The organism is Streptomyces griseocarneus, from assembly GCF_014655595.1.
Lineage (GTDB): Bacteria > Actinomycetota > Actinomycetes > Streptomycetales > Streptomycetaceae > Streptomyces > Streptomyces griseocarneus.
In genome coordinates this window covers 352826-374696 of sequence record NZ_BNBL01000006.1, presented here as the reverse complement: position 1 = coordinate 374696, position 21871 = coordinate 352826, and the positions used below count along the sequence as shown (strand labels likewise).

Here is a 21871-nt window from a genome sequence, read left to right as displayed (position 1 = left end):
TGCGCGGGGGCGAGGAGTGGGGGGCGCGGGCAGAGCCGGGGGAAGAGCTCCGCCCGCGCCGATGCGCGGAGCCGACGGTATGGGGGGAACTCCGGCTCCTGCGCAGCCGATGACCAGTCGGCTCACTACCTACAGCGCCGCGCCCCCGGAAAACGTCACACCGGGTACCGGCAGGGGCTCCGGGAGGCTGGTGTGGGGGCGGCTGCGGGAGTGCGGGGGACGCGGCAGCACCGGGTCGCCGTCGCCGTCCGAGGTGTCGTCGCCCGCCTCGTCGCCGTCGATGACGCTCAGCAGCCGCTCGCAGTACGTACGGATCGCCGCGGCGCCGCCGGCGCTGCGCTCGAGGGTGCGCACGCCCTCCTCGTCGAGGCCCGATCCACTGCCGCTGCGCTTTCCGTTCGTCAGGAACTCGCGGCACAGGCGGGCGGCCCAGGTCTGTCCGGTCCGGCCGCTCTGCCCGTCGCCCTTGGTCCCGTCGCCCTTGCCGCCGGGCGGGGTGGCCGAGGGGGCGTGGCCCGGCCCGGTCTCCTTGCCGGCGGGCTCGGAGGGGGCGCCCTTGCCGGGCTTGCCGGAGGCGTGCGGCTCCGGGCTGCCGCCCGGGTGCTTGCCCCCGGTCCGGCCGGGCGAGGGGGTGGTGCCCGGGGCGGTGGTGCCGGGGCCGGCGGTCGCGGTGCCGGAACCCTCGGCGGCGGCCACGCTCCGGGCGGGGTCCGGCGACTTGGCGGCGCGGCCGAAGGGGCTGGGCAGGACGCCCGTACCGGCGGCGACCGCGACGCCGCCCACCGCGCAGCCGGCCAGCGTCAGGGCGAGGACGGTCTTCAGGGGACGGTCGAGGAAGGAGCGGACGGCGGAGAACGGTCTGGCGCGGCGGGCCGCCGCGGCAGGGGCCACCGCGGCGGATGCCCGGGCCGCACGGAACGCCGCGACGGCCGCCTCTTCTCCGGGAAGCGGGGCGCCGCCGGGCGCAGCGGCGGGAGCGGCGAGGGAACGCAGCACCGCGTCGAGCCGCTCGGCCACGACCGTGGCGTCGGCTTCGGCATCCGCGGCGTTGGCGTCGGCTACGGCGGCTTCGGCGTCGGCATCGGCGATGGGGTCGCCCGTTTCGCCGGCCATGCTCCCGCCGGCGTTCGTCCCGGCAATGCCCGTCGCGCCCGCCGTGCCCAGCGCGCTCGACATGCCCGTCGCGCCCGCCGTACCCGTCGGGTTCGTCGCCTTGGTCGTGTTCTTCTCGTCGCGACCGGCGACGAAATCGCCGCGCAGCAGCCGCTCCACGGCGTCGTCATCCAGCCAGTCGTACCGGTGGTCGTCCGCCATCACATGTCCTTCTGCGTCCGCGCGCGCAATTGCGTCACACCGGCAGAAGCGTTCGGTCCGCTCGCGCCGGCCGGTGACTGCCGCTGTCCGGGGGTGGTGTCGCCGCTGACCAGTTCGGCCAGTCGGCGCAGGCCGCGGTGGGCGGCGGTGCGCACCGCGCCGGGGCGTTTGCCCAGCACACCGGCGGCGCTCTTGGCGTCGAGACCGACGACCACGCGCAGGACGACGGCCTCGGCCTGGTCCTGCGGGAGCTGGGCTATGAGGGCGAAGGTCCGCCCGGTGCCGAGGGCCTCGAGGGCCTCCCCGGCGGTGTCCGCGTCGGCGGCCCGGCCCGCGAGTTCGCTCTCGTCGCCGCCGATGAGGGGCCGCCTGCCGCGCATCCGTATGTGGTCGAGCGCGCGGTTGCGGGCGATGCGGGCCGCCCAGCCGCGGAACCGGTCGGCGTCGCCGGTGAACCGCTCGAGGTCGCGGGCTATCTGCAGCCACGCCTCCGATGCCACGTCCTCCGCGTCTGCCTCGCCGACCAGCGTGCGCACGTATCCGAGGAGGCGGGGATGCACGGTCCGGTAGACCGTACGGAATGCCGTCTCGTCCCCACCCTGTGCCGCGCGCACCGCGACGGTCAGCTCAGCGTCGTCCCCCTGCACGCTCTCATCCTGCACCACGTACCGTGCCCGTGGTTCAGTAGCCCGCCGGACCGCTGCCGAAAGGATTCTGCGGCGGCGGGGCGCTGGGCGGAGGACCGTACGGAGCCTGGGGCGGCTGACCGTAGGGGGCAGTGGCCGGCGGACCGTACGGGGCGCCGTACGGCGGCTGGACCGGGGGGACGCCCCCGTACGGCATGCCGCCCATGGGGGGCATGGCCGCGGGGCCGGCCAGGGCGCGCTGTTCCTGCATCTGCGTCAGCTGCCGGACGACCAGGATGGCGAGGACGGCGGCCGCGGCCGACAGCAGCATCGACAGTCCGCTGACCGCGAGGGAGCTCTGCAGTCGCGAGGCCGCGTCCTCCCAGCCGGCGCGGTCCAGGGTTCCGGAGCTGTACTTCTCCTTGGCCTCCGACTTGGTCGACGCCTCCATCGCCAGGCCGATGAAGCTGGTCGCGGCGGAGGCGATCCACAGCGTCCACCAGGCGTTGAGCAGGCCCTTGGGTGCGCTCTGCGGACCCGCCGGGGCGCTGGCGCGGTAGATGTCGTTCGCCATCTGCTTGGGGAACCAGAGGCTGACGACCGGAGTGAACCAGGAGCCCACAGCCCAGCCGCTACCGAAGCGGTGCGAGCCCGGCGCGAAGACCTCGGCGTTGAGCCGCATCCGCCGGAACCAGATGACCCACAGCACGGCCGTGGCCACGCCGACGAAGAAGGCCGAGACGGTCATCGCCAGGTCGAAGGCGTCGGCGTCGTCGGCCTTGTCGATCGAGGCCTGCGAGATGCCCTCGTCGAGCATCATCTGGATCGCGCTGCGCTGCTGCCCGATCGCCGCGACGGCCAGCAACGCCACCAGGGTCGTCACGACCAGCAGCACGATCAGTGCGATCCGCACGCCGCGCCGCAGGTCCACACCGCCGGCGGGCATCGCCATCGGGGCCATCGGGGCCGCCGGGTACGCCGGCTGCTGGTACGCCCCGCACGCGGCGCAGCGTCCGTCCGGGCCCACGGCGGTGGCGCGGCAATGACCGCACGGATACATCTCTACTGACCCCCAGAGTGGTGGCCCGGCTCCCGGCCACAGGGAAAACGACTACGAGCGGGTGATACTACGCGCCCCGGCGTGCGCCCCTGAGCGCTCCCGTCCACGTTTGCGCTTACCCGCCAGTACGCAAGGTGTGACGAATTTTCGATTCCCGGCGCTGTAGGAAGTGCGTACCTCACCAGGGTTCGCAACGGACGGGCGGCCGGGGCCTCTCCTGTGGGGGGTGGCGGCCCCGGCCGTCCTCCGTCCGTACGTACGCCTAAAGGTCTGTCACCTTTACGTACGCCTCCACGCCCGTACGGCGTTCCTCAGCGCCCCGCCGCGAGCTGCTCCACCATGCCGAGCCGCGCCAGGAGTTCGTGGAAGAGGTTCTCGACCAGGGGCTCGGGGTCGGCGGCCAGCACGCCCGCCAGTTCCGCCGCGTCCGCCGCGTGCCCGGCCTCCGCCGCCCAGTCGGCGCAGAGCGCCGCGGCCGCCTCGGGAGTGGGGAAGAGTTCGTCGAGGCCGAGTCCTGTGTCGGCCATGTAGCGGGCGAGCGGGGTCCGGCCCAGGCAGGCCGACCAGCTCGTGCCGCCGGGGTGGGCGCCGCCGACGACCGCGCAGTCGCTCTCCATGACGTAGGCGGCCAGCGCCGGGGCGCCGGTCTTCTCGGCGAGCGCCCGCACGAGCGCGTCCACGCCGGCCGGTTCGGGCGGGCCGGGGTGCCGCCACAGCTGCCATCCGCCGGCGAAGGTCCCGGCCGGTATCGGGCGTTCACGGTCCGCGGCGAGGACCGGGCACTCGGCGAGTGCCCGGTCGCCGCCGCGGCCGACTAATAAGTAGCCCCAGAAACCCATGAGCGTTCCCCTTCGGTCTGTTCGCGTCCGCGAAACAAACGGCTCTGGGTCTTACAGCGCGGTGGGCTCCTCCTGCGTCACACCAGCCACGGGCGGGCTCAGGCGTCGTCGCCGTCCACGTCCTTCACCGTGATCGTCAGGTCGTTGGTGACCGTGAAGTACGGGCGCAGCCGCACCTGACCGACCGTCGCGGCCGGGAAGGTGTCGATGCCCTTGCGGTCGGCGAAGTCGCCGGCGATCCGGCCGAGGCGCACCAGTGCGGCACCGGCCGAGGGGCGCACGTACAGGTCCCACAGGTCCTGCTCCGCGCCGATGCGCCGGGAGAGCGGCTCGTGCGGCAGGAAGGCGGTGCCGTTCTCGACGGCCGCCCGGACGTCGCCGACCGAGCCGTCGGCCCCGCGCAGGCGGGCGACGAGTTCGGCGCCCTCGCCGAGCCGCGCGTCGCCGAGCGCCTCGAGCGTGATCATGGTTCCGTCCTCGCCGACCCGCACCTCGGCGGCCTCGACGTGCTGGGGCCGCAGCCAGGTGCGTACGGCCAGGAAGCCGTCGCTCGTCTCGTAGGGCACCCAGGCCGAGGCGCCCTCGGCGGTCTGCCGCGGGGGCAGGGTCAGCAGCGCCTTCTGCTCGACGAGCGCGGCCGTCAGCCGGCGGCGGGACTTGTCGCCGGAGCGCTCGACGTAGGTGTCCCAGCGGCCCTCGGGCAGGGTGTGCGCGTCGCGCTCGACGCGGGCCTCGACCCACTGGCCCGGCTCGGGGCGCTGCTTGGGCAGCGCGGCCCGGACCGCCTCCTTGCCCTTGCTGCCCCGGTGCCGGAGCAGGACGTGGGTGTCGGCGGCGGTCAGCTGCTCGGCGCGCAGGCGCACGAGCAGGGAGCCGTCGCCCTCGACCGCGCAGCGCGCGTCGGGGTGGGCGGCGTCGGCCTGGCCGGCCGGCGCCACGGCGACGGGCCCGCGCTCCTTGCGGCCGCCGCCGAACAGGCCGCGCAGCAGCCCGCCCTTCTTCGCCCTGCCCGGCGCGGTGCTGCCGGGACGCAGCTCCTCGAAGAGCTGCTCGTAGCGCTGGGCGATGGCGGACGGTTCGTAGCGGTGGGCGGCGGTGCGGGCGGCCGCGCCCAGGCGGGCGCGCAGCGCGGCGTCGCCGGTCAGCTTGAGCAGGGCGTCGGCGTAGGCGTCGACGGCGTCGGAGTCGTCGAGCGGGACGAGCACGCCGTCGGTGCCGTCGGTGAGGATCTCGCGCGGGCCGTAGGGGCAGTCGGTGGCGATCACCGGCAGGCCCGCGTGCATGGCCTCGACGATGGTCATGCCGAAGGACTCGGCGTCGGAGGCGACGGCGGCGACGGCGCCCTTCGACCATTCGGTCTCGATGGGCGAGCGGGCACCCATGAGCGTGATGCGCTCGTACAGGCCCAGTTCCTCGATCTGCTTGCGCAGCTTGGCCTTGGCGGGTCCGCGGCCGTAGATGCGCAGGTTCCAGTCGGGGCGGTCGGCGGCGACCTTGGCGAAGGCGGCGACGAGGCGGTCGTAGCGCTTGACGCCGACGAGGCGGCCGGCGGAGACGATGGTCTTCGAGGTGCCGTCGGAGGGGGCGGCGGCCGGGGCGGGGACGGCATTGGGGATGGAGAGGATGCGCGCGCGGGCGTCCGGCAGGGCCTCGCGGTAGTGCCCGGCGTCGGCCTCGGAGACGGTGGCGAAGGCGTCGAGGGCGGCGATCGCCGGGTCCATCACGGCGTGCAGCTCGGCGACGTGCGCCTCGTGGGTGAGGTGCTCCTGGCCCAGGCGCAGGTAGGGGCGGTCGGCGCCGTACTTCGCGAGGTAGCCGATGAGCTTGGGGCGGGTGGCGATGACGACGTCGGCGTCGGTGGCGGCGAGGTGGGCGGCGACGCGCTGGTCGGTGAGGGCGGTGGCGGCCATGCGGCCGTTGTCGATGCGCTCGTCGCGGAAGATCTCGCTGGGCCGCTGGTTGAGGGGGGCCTCGTACTCGTCGCCCTCGGTGCCCTCGCGCAGGTCGACCAGCGGCACCAGGCGCACCCGGGGGTCGATGGTGAGCTCGGGCTCGTCGACGGGCCGGTTGACGCTGATGATGCTCACTTCGTGCCGGTCGGCGAGGGCGGCGGCCAGGTTGACGGTCGAGCGGATGGTGCCGCCGATGCCATACGCGTTGTGCAGCAGGAATTCGATCTTCATCGGGCCCTCGTTCAAGTGCGCGTTCAAGGCGCGGCGCGCGGGCGCGCACACCGCCGGGGGTCAGCCGCGGGCGCGCCACGCGCGCCGCAAGCTTCACCCCCGGAGGTTAGGCCCTTCGGCTCAGCGTCGCACGCGAGTGGTCAAAGCGGAGAAATCGGCCCATGACCGCTGCGGCGGGGCCGGGTCCCACAGCTTCTGGGCGACGGCGGCCAGCGGCAGCCGGATGCCGGCGGCGACCTGCTCGGGCGTCTGGGCCTCGGCCCGGTCGCACCACACGGCGAGCCGGCCGCCGGGGATCCGGTCGGCGCCGGCGGGCCCTGCCGGGACGGGGACGGTGCCGCGCAGGACGGCGGGCGACCACTGGCGGTAGATGCGCTCGCCGGTCGGGTAGCGGAATTCATTGGGCTCGCCGAGCACGTAGTAGAGGTACTCGTCGTTGAGGTTGACCACCGTGCGTCCCTCGTTCAGGTACTCCTGAGGGGGACGCGCCCCGAGTTCCTTGCCCGTCCAGTACTCGACTTCGATGGATTTGTCGGGTGCGACGACGCCACCCCGGAAGAAGCCGTCGTTCCAGGCCTTGGGCGTCTTGCCCAGGGCGCGCACGACGGCGGCCCGGTCGTTGAGCCAGCCCGTCGCCAGGTCCTGCACCAGGGCCCGGGGGCCGTACTTCTGCTTGGCCAGCTCCGCCAGGCGCGGGTAGGCGACCTGCGGGTTCTTCGCCATCAGCGCGCGGTACTCGTCGGCGCCCAGGTGGAAGTACGGGCCGGGGAAGAGCGGCGCGAACTCGCGCAGCAGGTCGTCGACGACGTGGGCGGCCTGGGGGTTGGCGACGTCGACCGCGCCCCGGGCCACGGTGCCGGCGGCGTCGCGCAGCTGGAGCGCGGGGTGGGCGGACATGACGGCGCCGAGGTGGCCGGGCGAGTCGATCTCGGGGACGACGGTGATGTGCAGGGAGGTGGCGAGGGCGACGATCCGGCGGAGCTCGGCCTTGGTGAGGTGCTGGGCCGAGACGACCTCGGGGTGCGAGGTGGACTCGATGCGGAAGCCCTGGTCGTCGGAGAAGTGCAGGCCCAGCTGGTTGAGCTTGAGGTCGGCCATTTCACGCAGCCGGGCCTCGATCCAGGCGGCGGGGAAGTGCTTGCGGGCGATGTCGAGGTTGAGGCCGCGCTGGGGCCGGTCGGGCCCGTCGCGCACGACACCCTCGGGCAGGCCGCCGCCGGTGCGGACGGCCTGCGCGACGGTGCGGGTGCCGTAGAACAGGCCCGCCTCGTCGGGTGCGGTGATCGTCGTCTTGCGGCCCTGGACGGTCAGCTCGTAGGACTCGGGGCCGCCGCTCTGGCCGGCCCGCAGGCCCAGCTCCACGTCGCCGGCCCGGGCGGGCCCGGCGGCGGTGGGCAGCCTGAGGTCGTCGGCGAGCCGGCGGGCCTCGTCGGCCAGCGGTCCGTTGGGGTCGGCGACGACGCGGGCGCCGGGGGCGGGCCGCCAGCCGGGGCCGGGGCGCTGGTTGTAGGTGCGCACCGAGGGGACGGTGGCGGGCTTGCCCGGCCGTACGGGGGCGGGCGCGGAGGTGGTGGGGGCGGCGGGGGAGGCGGCCGAGGAGGACTCCGGGGCCCGGGCCGAGCGCGAGTCGTCGTCGCGGGGGTGGTCCGCGGAGCCGTCACGCGGACAGCCCATCAGGGACAAAGTGGTCACCATGGCGCATGTCGCCACGACAGCCCGAATGGCGGAAGTGCGGGAGGTCCTTGCGGGCCGTTCCGTCCGTCCCATGGAGTAAACCTCCTCTTCAGCTCCCAAAAGGGACCTATATGGCGAAGATATGGCTTTTCTCCGTATGTACCCCAATGGGCAGTCGGACACGCCGGGAGGTATCGGACAAGGTTCCCGCAGGTAGCCGGAGGTCCTAGGCCGTACGTGCCTGTTTGATCACACCTGCCCACCCCGGGGGACCGAACCGACAAGGCGTCGCTACGATGGCCAGGGCCGGTGGACCGTACCCGGCCGGGCCCGACCGACAGTGAAGCCGGCAGGCCCCAATCCCCGCTCCCGGAGGGTTTTCCGTGCCGGCTGGAACGCTGTACCGCGGCCGGGAAGGCATGTGGTCCTGGGTGGCTCATCGAGTCACCGGCGTCCTCATTTTCTTCTTCCTGTTCGTACACGTCCTCGACACCGCTCTCGTCCGCGTCTCTCCCGAGGCGTACGACGACGTGGTCGCGACGTACAAGACGCCCATCGTCAACGTGATGGAGTACGGCCTCGTGGCCGCCATCCTCTTCCACGCTCTCAACGGCCTGCGGGTCGTCGCCGTGGACTTCTGGTCCAAGGGACCGCGCTACCAGAAGCAGATGCTCTGGACGGTCGTGGTCGTCTGGGCCGTCCTGATGGCAGGCGCCTTCTACCCCGTGCTCCAGCACACGCTGCGCACGCTGTTCGGGAGCTGAGTCGCAAGATGTCCGCTGAAACCACCCCCGCCGTGAGCGACAACGACATCTCGCTCTACGACGTCGACAACCCGGCTCCGGTCATCGAGGCGCCGCGCAAGCGCACCAAGAAGACCCCGAAGGCCACGCGCACCAACTTCGAGATGTACGGCTGGCTCTTCATGCGCCTGTCCGGCATCGTGCTGGTCGTCCTGGTCCTCGGTCACCTGCTGATCCAGCTCGTCCTCGACGGCGGCGTCAGCAAGATCGGCTTCGCCTTCGTGGCCGGCCGCTGGGCCTCGCCGTTCTGGCAGGCCTGGGACCTGATCATGCTGTGGCTGGCGATGCTGCACGGGGCCAACGGCCTGCGCACGGTCATCAACGACTACGCCGAACGTGACAACACCCGTTTCTGGCTGAAGATGCTGCTGTACACCGCCACGGTGTTCACCGTCCTGCTGGGCACGCTGGTGATCTTCACCTTCGACCCGAACATCCGCTAGGCCACGGGCTGAGGGACTGAGGTAACCCACTCATGAAGATTCACAAGTACGACACCGTCATCGTCGGCGCCGGCGGCGCCGGCATGCGCGCGGCCATCGAGTCGACCAAGCGCAGCCGCACCGCGGTGCTCACCAAGCTCTACCCCACCCGCTCCCACACCGGCGCCGCCCAGGGCGGCATGGCCGCCGCCCTCGCGAACGTCGAGGAGGACAACTGGGAGTGGCACACCTTCGACACGATCAAGGGTGGCGACTACCTGGTCGACCAGGACGCCGCCGAGATCCTGGCGAAGGAGGCCATCGACGCGGTCCTCGACCTCGAGAAGATGGGCCTGCCGTTCAACCGCACCCCGGACGGCACCATCGACCAGCGCCGCTTCGGCGGTCACAGCCGTAACCACGGCGAGGCCCCGGTCCGCCGGTCCTGCTACGCCGCGGACCGCACCGGCCACATGATCCTCCAGACGCTGTACCAGAACTGCGTCAAGGAGGGCGTGGAGTTCTTCAACGAGTTCTACGTCCTGGACCAGCTGATCACCGAGGTCGACGGCGTCAAGAAGTCCGCCGGTGTGGTCGCCTACGAGCTGGCCACCGGCGAGATCCACGTCTTCCAGGCCAAGTCGGTCATCTACGCCTCCGGCGGCACCGGCAAGTTCTTCAAGGTGACCTCCAACGCCCACACCCTCACCGGTGACGGCCAGGCCGCCTGCTACCGCCGCGGCCTGCCGCTGGAGGACATGGAGTTCTTCCAGTTCCACCCGACCGGCATCTGGCGCATGGGCATCCTGCTGACGGAGGGCGCCCGTGGTGAGGGCGGCATCCTCCGCAACAAGGACGGCGAGCGCTTCATGGAGAAGTACGCGCCGGTCATGAAGGACCTCGCCTCGCGTGACGTCGTCTCGCGCTCCATCTACACGGAGATCCGCGAGGGCCGTGGCTGCGGTCCCGAGGGCGACCACGTCTTCCTCGACCTCACCCACCTGCCGCCGGAGCAGCTGGACGCCAAGCTCCCGGACATCACCGAGTTCGCCCGGACGTACCTGGGCATCGAGCCCTACACGGACCCGATCCCGATCCAGCCCACCGCGCACTACGCCATGGGCGGCATCCCGACCAACGTCGAGGGCGAGGTGCTGGCCGACAACGACACCGTCGTCCCCGGCCTCTACGCCGCCGGCGAGGTCGCCTGCGTGTCGGTGCACGGCGCCAACCGCCTGGGCACCAACTCGCTGCTCGACATCAACGTCTTCGGCAAGCGGGCCGGCATCGCCGCCGCCGAGTACGCCCAGAAGGCCGACTTCGTCGAGCTGCCGGAGAACCCGGCCGAGTTCGTCGTCGAGCAGGTCGAGCAGCTGCGCAACTCCACCGGCAGCGAGCGGGTCGCCGAGCTCCGCAAGGAGCTGCAGGAGACCATGGACGCCAACGTCATGGTCTTCCGCACCGAGCAGACCATCAAGACGGCCGTCGAGAAGATCGCCGAGCTGCGCGAGCGCTACAAGAACGTGTCCGTCCAGGACAAGGGCAAGCGCTTCAACACGGACCTGCTGGAGGCCATCGAGCTGGGCAACCTGCTCGACCTGGCCGAGGTGATGGCCGTCTCCGCGCTCGCGCGCAAGGAGTCCCGCGGTGGTCACTACCGCGAGGACTACCCCAACCGCGACGACGTCAACTTCATGCGCCACACCATGGCGTACCGCGAGGTCGACGCGGACGGCGAGGACTCGATCCGCCTCGACTACAAGCCGGTCGTCCAGACCCGCTACCAGCCGATGGAGCGTAAGTACTGATGGCTACCCCGACTCTCGAGAAGACCGGCTCCGCGGCCCAGGCCTCGCCGTACATCACGGTCACCTTCCGCGTCCGCCGGTTCAACCCGGAGGTCTCGGCCGAGGCCACCTGGCAGGACTTCCAGGTCGAGATCGACCCCAAGGAGCGCGTCCTCGACGGTCTCCACAAGATCAAGTGGGACCTCGACGGCTCGCTGACGTTCCGTCGCTCCTGCGCGCACGGCATCTGCGGCTCCGACGCGATGCGGATCAACGGCAAGAACCGCCTCGCGTGCAAGACGCTGATCAAGGACATCAACCCCGAGAAGCCGATCACGGTCGAGCCCATCAAGGGCCTGACGGTGCTCAAGGACCTCGTGGTCGACATGGAGCCGTTCTTCCAGGCGTACCGCGACGTCATGCCCTTCCTCATCACCAAGGGCAACGAGCCGACGCGCGAGCGCCTGCAGTCCGCCGAGGACCGCGAGCGCTTCGACGACACCACCAAGTGCATCCTGTGCGCCGCGTGCACGTCCTCGTGCCCGGTGTTCTGGAACGACGGCCAGTACTTCGGCCCGGCGGCGATCGTCAACGCGCACCGCTTCATCTTCGACTCGCGTGACGAGGCCGGAGAGCAGCGCCTGGAGATCCTCAACGACAAGGACGGCGTCTGGCGCTGCCGGACGACCTTCAACTGCACCGACGCGTGCCCGCGTGGCATCGAGGTCACCAAGGCGATCCAGGAGGTGAAGCGAGCGCTGATCACGCGCCGCTTCTGATCTCCTCCCGCTACGGGTCACGGGCCCGCTCCGCACCGCTCCCGGTGCGGAGCGGGCCCGCCGTTTTGTGCCCTCGAGAGGTCCTTCCGGCGCCGGTCGCCGGCCGGGCCCCTAGAGCTGGCTGGTGATCGTCGGGTCGGTGATCTCGTTGTCCCGGGCGAGCATCATGGCCTTGCTGAGGATCGTGGAGAGCGTCCGGTCTCCCTCGAAGGGCAGGTAGCCCGTCTCCACGGCCCCGGCCGCCTTCGGGACGATGCACAGGTACCGGTCGTGCGGGCTGATGAGGATGTTCCCCGAGCCCATGTGGATCTTGTACGTGTGCAGCTCGCCCCGCACCAGCAGGAACCGGCCCTCGACCGTGCAGCGGTCGGATATCGCCAGCCGCGGCACGAGCCGGGCCAGCAGCGCGGCCCGGGTCTCGGCGCTCTGCGACAGCTCGCCGAAGCCGTACGAGGTCCAGTAGTCCCGGAAGCGGCCCTCGGGGCCGCCGTCCTGCCAGGTGGGGTCGTTGCCCACGCTCGCCACGCCGACGAACAGGTCGACGTCGCGCAGCACCTCGCTCAGCACCAGGGGCGGTATCTCCGCCAGCGGTACCGGCTCGGCGGGCGGCTCGTTCCAGCCCGGGCGGTAGTCGCCGGAGCCGGCGTGGGCCGTGTGCTGCGGCGCGTCGACGGGGTAGAAGCGGACCTGGTCGGTGGCCAGCCACAGATAGCTGCCGGATTCGGTGAGGTTCGCGCCCATCCGGTCCTCGACGCCGTCCACCCGGAACTCCGCGCGCAGCCCCCACTCGGACAGCACGCGCAGCGCGGGCGGGTAGGAGTCGTCCACGCACAGGCGCAGCTTGTTCCGCCAGCCCCGGACCGCCGTCAGGGAGTGGAACTGGTGCTGGCGCAGCACGTGGGCCGCGAAGCGGTTGGAGTAGACGCGGGTGGCGCGCTCGGCGTCAGTGAGCAGGTACACCTCGCGGTGGGCCTGCTTGAACGGCTGGGTGACGCCGTGGCGTTCGAGCCACTCGCGCCAGGCGAGGACCTCGGCCGGCTCCCGGACGGCCGGGTGCCACAGCTCGACCGGGGCGTCAGGTCCGGCCGTCACCTCGGCGTCGGCGAGGGTGCGCCAGGCGCCGTCGGCGAAGCCGCAGGCCCGGCCGTCGACGATCCACAGCATCCGGCGGGCGAGGGTGCCCACGAGCGGGTGGTCGGCGTAGCGCTCGCGCCAGGCGGCGTACCTCCACCGGCGGCGGGCGAGGAAGAGCCGGTCCAGGCGCTCGCTCTGGGCGCCGAGCATCTTGTCGATGTCCTTGACCGCCGCCTTGAGCTCCTTGAGCTCGTCGGCATGGTCGCGCCGCACGGCGGCGGGCGGGCTCTTGACGGCCTTTCCGGTGGCGTTGCGCCAGGCGAGGACGGCCTTGCCGCCCAGGACCGCGAGCTCCGCCGCGCAGTCGCCGAGGGCGTGGACGCTGCGGCCGACCTCCGTCAGGCCGTACGAGGGGACGGCCAGCTCCTCGATCTCGTCGCGGCCGAGCCCCATCGCCTCGGCCCGGGCCGTGAGTGCGGTGTCGAGCTGCTTGAGGGTGCCCTTGTAGGTGACGCGGGCGGAGAGCCGGGCCAGCTCGGCGAGGGCGGCGTCGCCGTCGACGCGGGAGAGGGCGATCACGGCGGCGTTGGCCAGCTTGGGGCTGCGCGGCCCGACGCCGGGGACCTTGCGCAGCGAGAACTCCACCAGCGCGCCCAGGCCGCGGACGGTGTCGGGGTGCGGCGGGAGGAGGGCCAGCAGCCGTGTGATGCCGCGCAGGGCGTCGGCGTTGTACGGGTCGATCTCGGTGTTGGGGTCCGGTCCGTACGGAGGGATGTGCACCGGCGCGGTCCGGGGGCGGCCGACGAGCGCGAGCCAGGACAGCAGGCGCCCGCGTACGGCGTCGGAGCCCTCGCCGAGCGCGTCGAGCTCGTCGAGCAGGGCCCGGGCGGTCTTGTCCCACTTGGCGGTGGGCCGTGCGGTGCAGGCCGTGGCGGCGTGGGCCAGCAGCAGCCGCCAGGCGTCGTCGAGCGCGGGCAGCTCGGCCAGGGCGCGGTCGGCCCAGGCCTCACCGGGGTTGACGACGGGCTCGGTCAGGCCCGCGATGGTCTTGCCCCACTGCTTCTCGACCTGCCAGTAGGCGATCAGGGCCGTGCGCCGGAGCACGCCGACGAAGGAGCCGGGCAGCGGCTGCCCAGCGGCGAGCGCGGCGCTCAGCAGGGGCCACATCTTGTGGGTGTTGTAACAGACGTAGAGCTCGCCGAGCTCTTCCATCCGGGCCTGGTCCGCCGCCTGGTCCGCGGCACAGTCCGCGGCCTGGTCCGCCGCCTGGCTCTCTGTCGTAGTCGTCATCAGCCACCCACCAGGGGAACGAGCTTGAGGAACGTGATCTCGGCGCCGGCCGTGAGGTCGACCTCCTCGTCCAGGTCCCATATCTGCCGGTCGCCGACGAGCACCAGGAAGCCGTTGCGCCCGAAGTCGGCGAGCGCGCGCTCGTAGCACTTCTGCGGGAGCATCCGCCGGGCCTCGCGCTGGTCGGGGCCGTTGAGCAGGCGCTCGGTCTCGGTCGGCCGCACCAGCCCGTGGCCACCCTCAACACGGGCCTCGTTCAGCACGGCCACTTCCTCGAACACCCGACGGCGGATCACCTCACGCAGCGTCAGCCGCTCCTCGGCCCACTCGAGCGCCCAGGCGTCGCGTCGCTCCCCCGATGTCGTCTCGTCGACGAGCCTCACCTTTGCCATGTCACCGAGAGTAGGGGCGACCACTGACAACGGCCCGGCCACCGGGCGTTCGCACAGGTCAGGCCGACTTCAGCGCCGCCCTCGCCAGCGCCTCGTCCTCGTGTCGACGGGTCTCCATCGCGTCGGTCACCCCGAGCAGCGCCTCCTTCTTGCGCCGGAGCTCGGCCATCTGCTCGTCCACGCGGGCGAGCTGATCGTCCAGCACCTGAACCGAATGGGAGCACGCGAGCAGCCCGGGGCCGCCCTGGGCGCAGGGCAACAGGGTGCGGATGACCTCCGTCGTCATGCCGGCGTCGAGCAGCTCGCGGATCCGGGCGACGCGCTCGGGGGCGTCGGGGTGGTAGCGGCGGTAGCCGTTGGTGTCGCGCTCCGAGCCGAGCAGGTCCTGCTGCTCGTAGTAGCGCAGGAGCCGGGGGCTCACTCCCGTACGACGTGACAGCTCACCGATGCGCATGGACGACTTCCCCCCGCCGACTTGACCTTCACACTGATGTCATACGGCAACCTCCTGCACATGACACACATTCCCGCGCTCTCCACGTCCGTCACCGGTTCCGGCCCCGGCCTCCTCCTCGCGCACGGCGCGGGCGGCAGCATCGAGGGCAACTACGCCCCGATCATCCCGGCCCTGGCCGCCGCCCACACCGTCGTCGCCCCCGACTACCCCGGCTCCGGCGCCACGCCGCGCGTACCGGGCGGGCTCACCGTCGACGTCCTGGCCGACGCGATCGTCGCGGAGGCGGACCGGGCGGGCCTGGAGACCTTCACGCTGATCGGCTACTCGCTGGGCACCCTGGTGTCCGTACGGGCGGCCACCCGCCACCCGGAGCGCGTGCGCGGCCTCGTGCTGACGGCGGGCCTGGCGCGCCCCGACAACCGGCTGCGGGCCTCGCTCGATCTCTGGCAGAAGCTGCTGGCCGACGGTGATCTGAAGGCCTTCGCCCGCTTCGTCGCCCTGTCGGGCTTCGGCGAGGACTTCTACAACGCCGTGCCCGAGGACCAGGTGGCCCCCTTCCTCGACCAGATCGCCGTGAACGTCCCGGCCGGCGCCGCCGAACAGGCCGGCGCCGTCGGCCTCGCCGACACCACCGCCGACCTCCCGGGCATCTCCGTTCCCACCCTGGTCATCGCCACCACCCAGGACACCCTCGTTTCCCCGGCGAACTCGCGCTACCTGGCGGACAACATCCCCGGCGCGGAGTACGCCGAGATCGCCTCGGGCCACATCCCGATGGCCGAGCGGCCGGAGGAGTGGCAGAAGCTGATCACGGACTTCCTGGAGCGGAAGGGCCTGTGATCCGCCGCCGGCGTGCGGTGTTCCCGCCCGTGTGACCGCCCGTGTGACCGTCGGGCAGGTCGTAGCCCACGGTGTTGGTGGCCTGTTCCTCCGGGGTGATCTCGGTGGCCCAGCCCTCGGGGGGTTCCTGGTACGGGCTGCAGGCGCCGCAGGCCGCGCAGGTCCAGCGGGCGTGGATGCCGTGGACGACGGCTCCGCAGCCGGCGCACGTGTCGGTCGTGTAGTACGGCGGCTCGCCGGGTGAGGCGGGCGAGGCGGGTGCGCGCCAGGGGTACTGGTCCATCCCTTCAGACTGCCATGGCGCACGCGCCGGCGGCGGGGCCGCTCAGACGCCGCCACCGCAGCCGCCGCCCCCACACCCCCCGCCGCAGCCCGAACCGCCGCCGCAGGCCCCACCGAGTCCGACGCCGCCACTGCTACTGCCGCTGCCGCGGCCCGTGCCGCCGGACTTCTTTCGCGGGATGCTGACGAGGACCCACTGGTTGACGCGGTGGGGCGGGGTCCACTCGCAGCCCAGGCAGCGTGCGACCTCGCGGTCGGCGAGCGCGACGGGGCCCAGAGCGGCCATGGCGCGGACCAGCCCGGGTGAGTCGATGCCGAGCCGGGGCTGGTGAAAGCGGCGCTGGTGCTCCCGCCTCTCGTGCCTGGTCAGCTCGCCGCGCAGGCGGGCGCCCTCCGCGGCGACTTCGGGGAGCCGGGCGTAGGGCCTGAGGGCCCGGGCGGCCCTGCTCCGGGGCACGGCCGCCGCCCCGGCCACCGTCAGGACCAGGAGCCCCGCGAAGACGCCCCAGTCCCAGATGTACTCCGCTCCCGACGGCGGGCCGTCCGCCGTGAGCAGTCCGAGCCGGACGCCGAGCACGATCAGCGCGGGCACCGTGAGCAGGCCGAACGGCCATGCCGGGAACGCGCGGACGGGCAGCGGAAGCAGGCCGCGGGCGGTCAGCTCGCGGTCGTACTCCACCAGGGCGGAGGCGTACGGCTCGCGCCGCACGACGGCGGGAAGGTCCGCCGGAGGACTCGCGGCAGCGAGCATCGCCCGCTCGAGCGGATGGTCGGCCTCCGGGACGCCGGGTACGGCGTGCAGCTTCCCGTCCCGGCAGACCAGGGCGCCGCGGTGCAGCAGCGCCACGGCGACCGTGGGCGCCAGCCGGTCCGGGTCCTCGCGCGACGCGCGGGCCAGAGCGTAGTCACCCCAGCCCGCGGCCGGCCCCGGCCCGCGGGCCGCCCGCTGCCGGCGGTCGGCGTGGTGCAACAGCGCCACCCACCCCAAGACGCCGAGCAAGCCGAGGCCGAGGCTCGTCCACAGCCAGGTGAAGTCCTGTGCGTAACCACTCATGCCGTTCCCCCGTCGGTGCGCACGCTTTTCCGAAGTGTGCGACGGAGGAAGGGAGTTGGAAAGCAGCGCTGTGCACCTGTGGTGTCAGGCCGATGTCAGGCCAGGGTCAGACCATCCACAGTTGGCGGACGGACTTGCCGTCGCGCGACTTGAGGAGAACTTCGCTTCCGTTCGCCGTCTCCCGTTCCACGAGATCCAGCAGGGCGACGGCGCGGCGGACGGTCTCGGTGATCGAGATGCCCTTGTGGTCCTTGTACCAGCGGAGCTTGGCGGCCGTTTCCGCGTTGATGTTCACGCTCAGCCGAGTGACTTGGGTATCGGTTGCAGGCGCTGTGGTGGGCGTCTCGGTCGAGTTCTCGGGCATGCCAGGGCTCCCATTCGAAGGTTCACGAAGACCCGGGCACGGCAACGATCGGGCTCCGGCCGGCGCGCTTCCACGCCCGGGCCGTCCGAACAGCCACGTGCACACGAGTCTGCATCCATGCCGCACAGAAATACGAAGCAACCCCATTGCCCCGTCTGGGCGTGGTTCCCCCTATACGCAACCACAGCCGCTTGCGGCACCGGCGGTCACACCAGCCGGCCGGTCGGACTTACAGGACAGCTAAGTAACCCATCAGACCATTCCCTCCAGCCGTACTGGATCCAACGCGCTCCTTCATAGTGCGGGTCGGAGGATTTGATGTCAAGTAAATCTGCATGACGTGAGCTTCGAGTGTGTCATGGATGTGTATCTGATGCACATGAGATGTGGATCGAATGTTGACTCAGATCACACCCAATGTGGTACGCTCGCCCCAGGCAACACTTGGGGGCACCTGCGGCACCGTCATCCCTTCGCCCTCGGGCGAACCTCAGAGGGGGCACCACGCGTGAGGATCTGCGAGAACGCCAAGGCGGGGGGCTACCTCACCCCCTTCTACGAGTGGCACAACGCCTGTCAGCTGCTGCCAGTGCCCCAGCTCCCCAGGGAGTTCATCCACCCCAACGATCCGGACCCCTTCCTCAACGGTGAAGTGGTGCTCCGTGAGGAGGAGATGCCGCTGCCCGACGTCGAGACGTGGCGGATCGGACCGCCGGTCATGGTCTGCACCTGCATCCCCGGCCCGCGGGGGTGTCCCCACGCGTGACGGAACCGCCTCGACCGCCCCTGGACGACGAGGAGTTGCGGGAGGACGAACAGCCCCTGCCCGGCGCGAACGTCTGGACGCTGGGCCCGGCAGCCCCCTGGCCGCCGCCCCCCGACCGGAAGAACCCATCCCTTCACGTTCCGGAAGAGAGTTGATGCCCATGACGTCAGGCCGACCGGATGACCTGATCGAGGACGAGGCCCCCTCGGACAACGGTCTGGACATCGGCTTCCTCAGGGAAGCCGGGAACGGCGCGCCCGCCGCGCCGGCGGCGCACGGCGCGTTCGAGGAGGACGAGCAGCCGGACTCCAGGGTGCGCGACGACCAGGTCGTGGGCCTGAAGGAGCGTCACATGAGTGAGACGCGGCGCACCCTGGCGGTGGGGCTGCTGTGGCTCGTCGGCCTTCTCACCGGCCTTCCCACCCTTGCACTGGTCCTCGGCCACTGGACCCACTTCAAGAGTGACGACTACCGCGAGATCAGCCTGGTCATCACCCCGATCGTCGCCCTCGCCAGCGCGGCCTTCGGCTTCTTCTTCGCCAGCGACGAGCGCACCCGTTTCTGACCCGATTGCCTATCTGGCACGACTCCTTGGTTTCCAGCCGGTCCCGTCGCTTCGGGGCCGGCCTTTTCGTCGGGCCGTGACCGGCGCCCCCCACGCATAGCGTTCACTTCCATCCCATTGCAACGAACAGGGTGGCCATCGTTGCATTAAATTCAGGGCCGTTGCAACGATCTTCCCGCTCTGACCTGTGTAAATGCCAATTACGCGCAACAGATCTGTTGCTGGAACTCGAAACGCAACGTAGCTTTTCCCTCGTCAGAAACGACGAGCCGAAGGAAAGCACGATGCAGAAGTTCGCCACCACCGCCCCCGTCTCCGCCATCCTCGACATCCCCGCGGGGCGCATCCAGTTCATCGCCACCGACCGCGCCGACACCACGGTCGAGGTCCTGCCCGCCGACGCCTCGAAGAGCCGCGACGTGAAGGCGGCGGAGCAGATCGAGGTCGCGTACGGCGACGGCGTCCTGCGGATCGAGGCCCCGGCCGCGAAGAACCGGCTCCTCGGCAACCCCGGATCCATCGAGGTCACGGTCCAGCTGCCCGCTGGATCCCGCGTCGAGGCGAAGGCTGCCAGCGCCGAACTCCGGGGCGTGGGACGGCTCGGCGACGTCGCCCTCGAGGCCGCGCACGGCACCGTCAAGCTCGACGAGGCCGAAAGCGCCCGCCTCACCCTCCAGGCCGGCGACATCGAGGTCGGCCGCCTGCGCGGCCCCGCGGAGATCAGCACCCAGAAGGGCGACCTCCAGATCGCCGAGGCCATGCACGGCACGGTCGCACTGCGCACCGAGCACGGCGAGATCTCGGTCGGCGCCGCCCGCGGAGTCTCCGCCTCCCTCGACGCCGGCACCGCCTACGGCCGGATCCACAACGCGCTCAAGAACACCGAAGGCACCGCCGGCCTGAACATCCACGCGACCACCGCCTACGGCAACATCGCCGCCCGCAGCCTCTGAAGAGCACCCCTCACGACCGACACCGATACCGACACCAGCACCGACACCGATCAAGGACGAAAAGAATGAGCACCACTGAGGACTACCAGGCCGCGGAGCGACTCCTCCGCCGGCCCGCCCGCCCCGGCGAGCTCGTCATCGGCGACAAGGTCAGGCCGCAGTGGACCGACGGAGGCGCCCGCTTCCGGTACGCGGTGAGCAATGGCGTCGGCAGGCGGTTCGTCATGGTCGACCCGGCGGCGGGCACCCGCGAGCCGGCCTTCGACCACGCCCGGCTCGCCGCCGCGCTGGCCGCCGCCTCCGGACAGCAGGTCGACCCCGAGGCCTTGCCGTTCATGGCCGTCGAACCGGCCGGGAACGCCGTGGAGTTCGCCGCGTTCGGCGAGTACTGGCGCTGCCGCCTCGACGACTACGCCTGCGAGCGGGCCGAGTTCACGCCGCCGGGCAACCCGCTGGAGGTGCCGTCACCCGACAAGAAGGTCGCGGTGTCCCGGCGGGGGCACGACCTGTGGGCGCGCTCGCTGTCCGACGGCCGCGAGTGGGCGCTGACCACCGACGGCGAGCCCGGCCACCAGTACGGCTCCGGCCCGGACTGCACGAGCAACGGCACCCTGCTGCGCAAGATCGGCCTGCCGCACCTGCCGCCCGCGGTGGCCTGGTCGCCCGACTCGACGAAGGTGCTGGCGCACCGGACCGACGAGCGCGGCGTCCGGCAGACCCACCTCGTGGAGGCCAGGCCCGCCGACGGCGGCGCGCCCCTCCTGCACACCCAGCGGTACGCCTATGCGGGGGACGAGAACGTGCCGCTGGCCGAGCTGGTGGTGCTGGACGTCGCCGAGGGCACGGTGGTCCGCGCGCAGGCCGAGCCGCTGCTCATGCCGATGATGTCGCCGATCACGAGCAAGTGGGCGTGGTGGGCCCCGGACGGCTCGGCGGTGTACTACCTCGGCCGGCCCCGCGACCCGCGCACGCTCACCCTGCACCGGCTGGACCCGGCCACCGGCGAGGTCACCACCGTGCTCAGCGAGACCGGGTCCACCCGCGTGGAGCCCAACCAGGGGATGTACGAGCCGCCGATCGTGCGGGTGCTGGCCGACGAGGTGCTGTGGTACTCGCAGCGGGACGGCTGGGGCCACCTGTACCGGTACGACCTGCGCACCGGCGCGCTGCTCGGGCAGGTCACCTCGGGGCAGTGGGCGGTGCGGCAGATCCTGCGCGTCGACGAGGCCGAGCGGGTCGTGTACTTCACCGCCTCCGGGCTGGTCGAAGAGGATCCGTACCGGCGCACGGTGTGCCGGGTCGGCCTGGACGGCTCCGGGTTCGCCAAGGTCACGGACGACGAGCTGGACCACGTCGTCACCGTGCCGGACGGCCAGGAGTACTTCATCGACTCCGCGTCCACCGTCGACACCCCGCCGGTGACCCGCGTCCGTGACTGGGCCGGGCGAGTGCTGGTCGAGCTGGAGCGCGCCGACATCGGCAAGCTCACCGCCACCGGCTGGACGCCGCCGGAACGGTTCCGCGTCAAGGCGGCCGACGGGGTGACGGACATCTACGGGGTGCTGTACCGGCCCCGGGGGTTCGACCCCGCCCGGCGCTATCCGGTGGTGGACAACGTCTACCCCGGCCCGCAGGTCGCCCGGGTCGCCCCGTGCTTCGATCCCGGCGGGATGGGCCTCGACGCGGAACCCCTCGCGGCGCTGGGCTTCGTGGTGGTGGCGCTGGACGGGCGCGGCACCCCGGGGCGGAGCAAGTCCTTCCACGACGCCTCCTACGGCCACCTGGCCGATGCGGGCGGCCTGGCCGACCACGTCGCGGCGCTGCGGCAGCTGGCCCGGACCCGCCCGTGGATGGACCTGGACCGGGTGGGCGCGTTCGGCCACTCCGGAGGCGGGTTCGCCGCGGCGCGGGCGATGCTGGACTTCCCCGAGGTGTACAAGGCCGGAGTCGCCCTCTCCGGCTCGCACGACGCCCCCTGCTTCAACCTGGGCTTCGTGGAGACCTACGACGGTGCGGACGCCCCCGAGGCCTGGGCCCGTACCTCCAACGTGGACATCGCGGACCGGCTGGCGGGCAAACTGCTGCTCGTCCACGGCGAAATGGACGACCAGGTCCACCCGGACCAGTCGCTGCGGCTGGCCGACCGGCTCCTCGCCGCCGACAAGGACTTCGAGCTGCTCATCGTGCCGGGGGCCGAGCACACGTTCATCGACTGCCTGGCCTACGTCCGCAAGCGCTGCTGGGACTTCCTGGTGCGGGAGCTGATGGGCACGCGGCCGCCCGCCTACCGCCCCGCCCCCATCGCCATCGGCCCCGAGCTGCTCGGCGAGCTGTTCGCCTGAGCGGA

The 21871-nt window shown here is 71.9% G+C and carries 21 protein-coding genes; 9 read left to right on the top strand and 12 right to left on the bottom strand.

Annotation, left to right across the window (positions count from 1 at the left end; translation table 11 throughout):
• Positions 1-129 precede the first annotated feature (129 nt).
• The 6 genes from IE295_RS18220 to IE295_RS18195 form a co-directional block, all read right to left on the bottom strand.
• Complete coding sequence (locus IE295_RS18220) at positions 130-1314, bottom strand: hypothetical protein (protein ID WP_190064716.1); 1185 nt, start codon at positions 1312-1314, stop codon at positions 130-132.
• Positions 1314-1961: an RNA polymerase sigma factor gene (locus tag IE295_RS18215; RefSeq protein ID WP_190064715.1), complete on the bottom strand. Its 648-nt coding sequence runs from the start codon at positions 1959-1961 to the stop codon at positions 1314-1316. Before IE295_RS18215 ends, IE295_RS18220 begins: the two co-directional genes overlap by 1 nt.
• Before the next feature lie 34 nt (positions 1962-1995).
• Positions 1996-2892 (bottom strand): DUF4328 domain-containing protein, encoded by an 897-nt coding sequence (locus tag IE295_RS18210; protein WP_224323105.1) that lies wholly within the window; start codon positions 2890-2892, stop codon positions 1996-1998.
• A gap of 419 nt (positions 2893-3311) precedes the next feature.
• On the bottom strand, positions 3312-3839 hold the full coding sequence (locus IE295_RS18205; protein WP_190064713.1) for a hypothetical protein: 528 nt from the start codon (positions 3837-3839) through the stop codon (positions 3312-3314).
• A gap of 98 nt (positions 3840-3937) precedes the next feature.
• Positions 3938-6022, bottom strand: a complete 2085-nt coding sequence (locus tag IE295_RS18200) for a glycosyltransferase (RefSeq protein WP_190064712.1) — start codon at positions 6020-6022, stop codon at positions 3938-3940.
• Between the two features lie 120 nt (positions 6023-6142).
• Positions 6143-7717, bottom strand: a complete 1575-nt coding sequence (locus tag IE295_RS18195) for a beta-N-acetylhexosaminidase (protein WP_224323104.1) — start codon at positions 7715-7717, stop codon at positions 6143-6145.
• Between the two features lie 362 nt (positions 7718-8079).
• Here IE295_RS18195 and sdhC point away from each other — a divergent pair, with 362 nt between their 5' ends.
• The 4 genes from sdhC to IE295_RS18175 are packed head-to-tail and all read left to right on the top strand — an operon-like array spanning position 8080 to position 11487.
• Entirely contained in the window at positions 8080-8460 is a 381-nt protein-coding gene (gene sdhC / locus IE295_RS18190) for a succinate dehydrogenase, cytochrome b556 subunit (protein WP_190064710.1), read from the top strand.
• Positions 8461-8468: 8 nt separating this feature from the next.
• Positions 8469-8942: a succinate dehydrogenase hydrophobic membrane anchor subunit gene (locus IE295_RS18185; protein WP_190064709.1), complete on the top strand. Its 474-nt coding sequence runs from the start codon at positions 8469-8471 to the stop codon at positions 8940-8942.
• A 32-nt stretch (positions 8943-8974) separates the two neighbouring features.
• Entirely contained in the window at positions 8975-10729 is a 1755-nt protein-coding gene (sdhA, locus tag IE295_RS18180; protein ID WP_190064708.1) for a succinate dehydrogenase flavoprotein subunit, read from the top strand.
• Entirely contained in the window at positions 10729-11487 is a 759-nt protein-coding gene (locus tag IE295_RS18175) for a succinate dehydrogenase iron-sulfur subunit (RefSeq protein ID WP_190064707.1), read from the top strand. The genes sdhA and IE295_RS18175 overlap by 1 nt, the downstream gene beginning before the upstream one ends.
• A gap of 111 nt (positions 11488-11598) precedes the next feature.
• On the opposite strand, the gene IE295_RS18170 is transcribed toward IE295_RS18175, so the two are convergent.
• From IE295_RS18170 to IE295_RS18160, 3 genes are read right to left on the bottom strand one after another with little or no spacing between them, the layout of a single operon-like run.
• The gene (locus IE295_RS18170; RefSeq protein WP_224323103.1) at positions 11599-13851 is read right to left on the bottom strand and encodes a DUF4132 domain-containing protein; all 2253 of its coding nucleotides are present in this window, start codon (positions 13849-13851) and stop codon (positions 11599-11601) included.
• Positions 13851-14243, bottom strand: a complete 393-nt coding sequence (locus IE295_RS18165) for a hypothetical protein (protein WP_190064705.1) — start codon at positions 14241-14243, stop codon at positions 13851-13853. The genes IE295_RS18170 and IE295_RS18165 overlap by 1 nt, the downstream gene beginning before the upstream one ends.
• 58 nt (positions 14244-14301) lie before the next feature.
• A complete protein-coding gene (locus IE295_RS18160; protein ID WP_190064704.1) occupies positions 14302-14697 on the bottom strand; it encodes a MerR family transcriptional regulator in 396 nt (131 codons plus the stop codon).
• A gap of 60 nt (positions 14698-14757) precedes the next feature.
• On the opposite strand from IE295_RS18160, the gene IE295_RS18155 reads away from it, so the two are divergent.
• Complete coding sequence (locus tag IE295_RS18155; protein WP_190064703.1) at positions 14758-15540, top strand: alpha/beta fold hydrolase; 783 nt, start codon at positions 14758-14760, stop codon at positions 15538-15540.
• On the opposite strand, the gene IE295_RS18150 is transcribed toward IE295_RS18155, so the two are convergent.
• From IE295_RS18150 to IE295_RS18140, 3 genes are all read right to left on the bottom strand, one after another.
• On the bottom strand, positions 15509-15823 hold the full coding sequence (locus IE295_RS18150) for a hypothetical protein (protein ID WP_190064702.1): 315 nt from the start codon (positions 15821-15823) through the stop codon (positions 15509-15511). The two genes, IE295_RS18155 and IE295_RS18150, sit on opposite strands and share 32 nt — an antisense overlap.
• 42 nt (positions 15824-15865) lie before the next feature.
• On the bottom strand, positions 15866-16876 hold the full coding sequence (locus tag IE295_RS18145; RefSeq protein WP_190064701.1) for a DUF2207 domain-containing protein: 1011 nt from the start codon (positions 16874-16876) through the stop codon (positions 15866-15868).
• A gap of 106 nt (positions 16877-16982) precedes the next feature.
• Positions 16983-17240, bottom strand: a complete 258-nt coding sequence (locus tag IE295_RS18140; protein WP_190064700.1) for a ribbon-helix-helix domain-containing protein — start codon at positions 17238-17240, stop codon at positions 16983-16985.
• 508 nt (positions 17241-17748) lie between these two features.
• On the opposite strand from IE295_RS18140, the gene IE295_RS18135 reads away from it, so the two are divergent.
• The 4 genes from IE295_RS18135 to IE295_RS18120 all read left to right on the top strand — a co-directional run bounded on the left by IE295_RS18135 (position 17749) and on the right by IE295_RS18120 (position 21866).
• Positions 17749-18006 carry a hypothetical protein gene (locus IE295_RS18135; RefSeq protein ID WP_190064699.1) on the top strand — a complete coding sequence of 86 codons (258 nt, stop codon included), beginning with the start codon at positions 17749-17751 and terminating at the stop codon, positions 18004-18006.
• 160 nt (positions 18007-18166) lie between these two features.
• On the top strand, positions 18167-18571 hold the full coding sequence (locus IE295_RS18130; RefSeq protein WP_190064698.1) for a hypothetical protein: 405 nt from the start codon (positions 18167-18169) through the stop codon (positions 18569-18571).
• Between the two features lie 131 nt (positions 18572-18702).
• Positions 18703-19524, top strand: coding sequence for a DUF4097 family beta strand repeat-containing protein (locus IE295_RS18125; RefSeq protein WP_505016465.1), 822 nt, complete (start codon positions 18703-18705; stop codon positions 19522-19524).
• A 65-nt stretch (positions 19525-19589) separates the two neighbouring features.
• Positions 19590-21866, top strand: a complete 2277-nt coding sequence (locus tag IE295_RS18120) for a S9 family peptidase (RefSeq protein ID WP_190064696.1) — start codon at positions 19590-19592, stop codon at positions 21864-21866.
• The last annotated feature ends 5 nt before the right edge of the window (positions 21867-21871 follow it).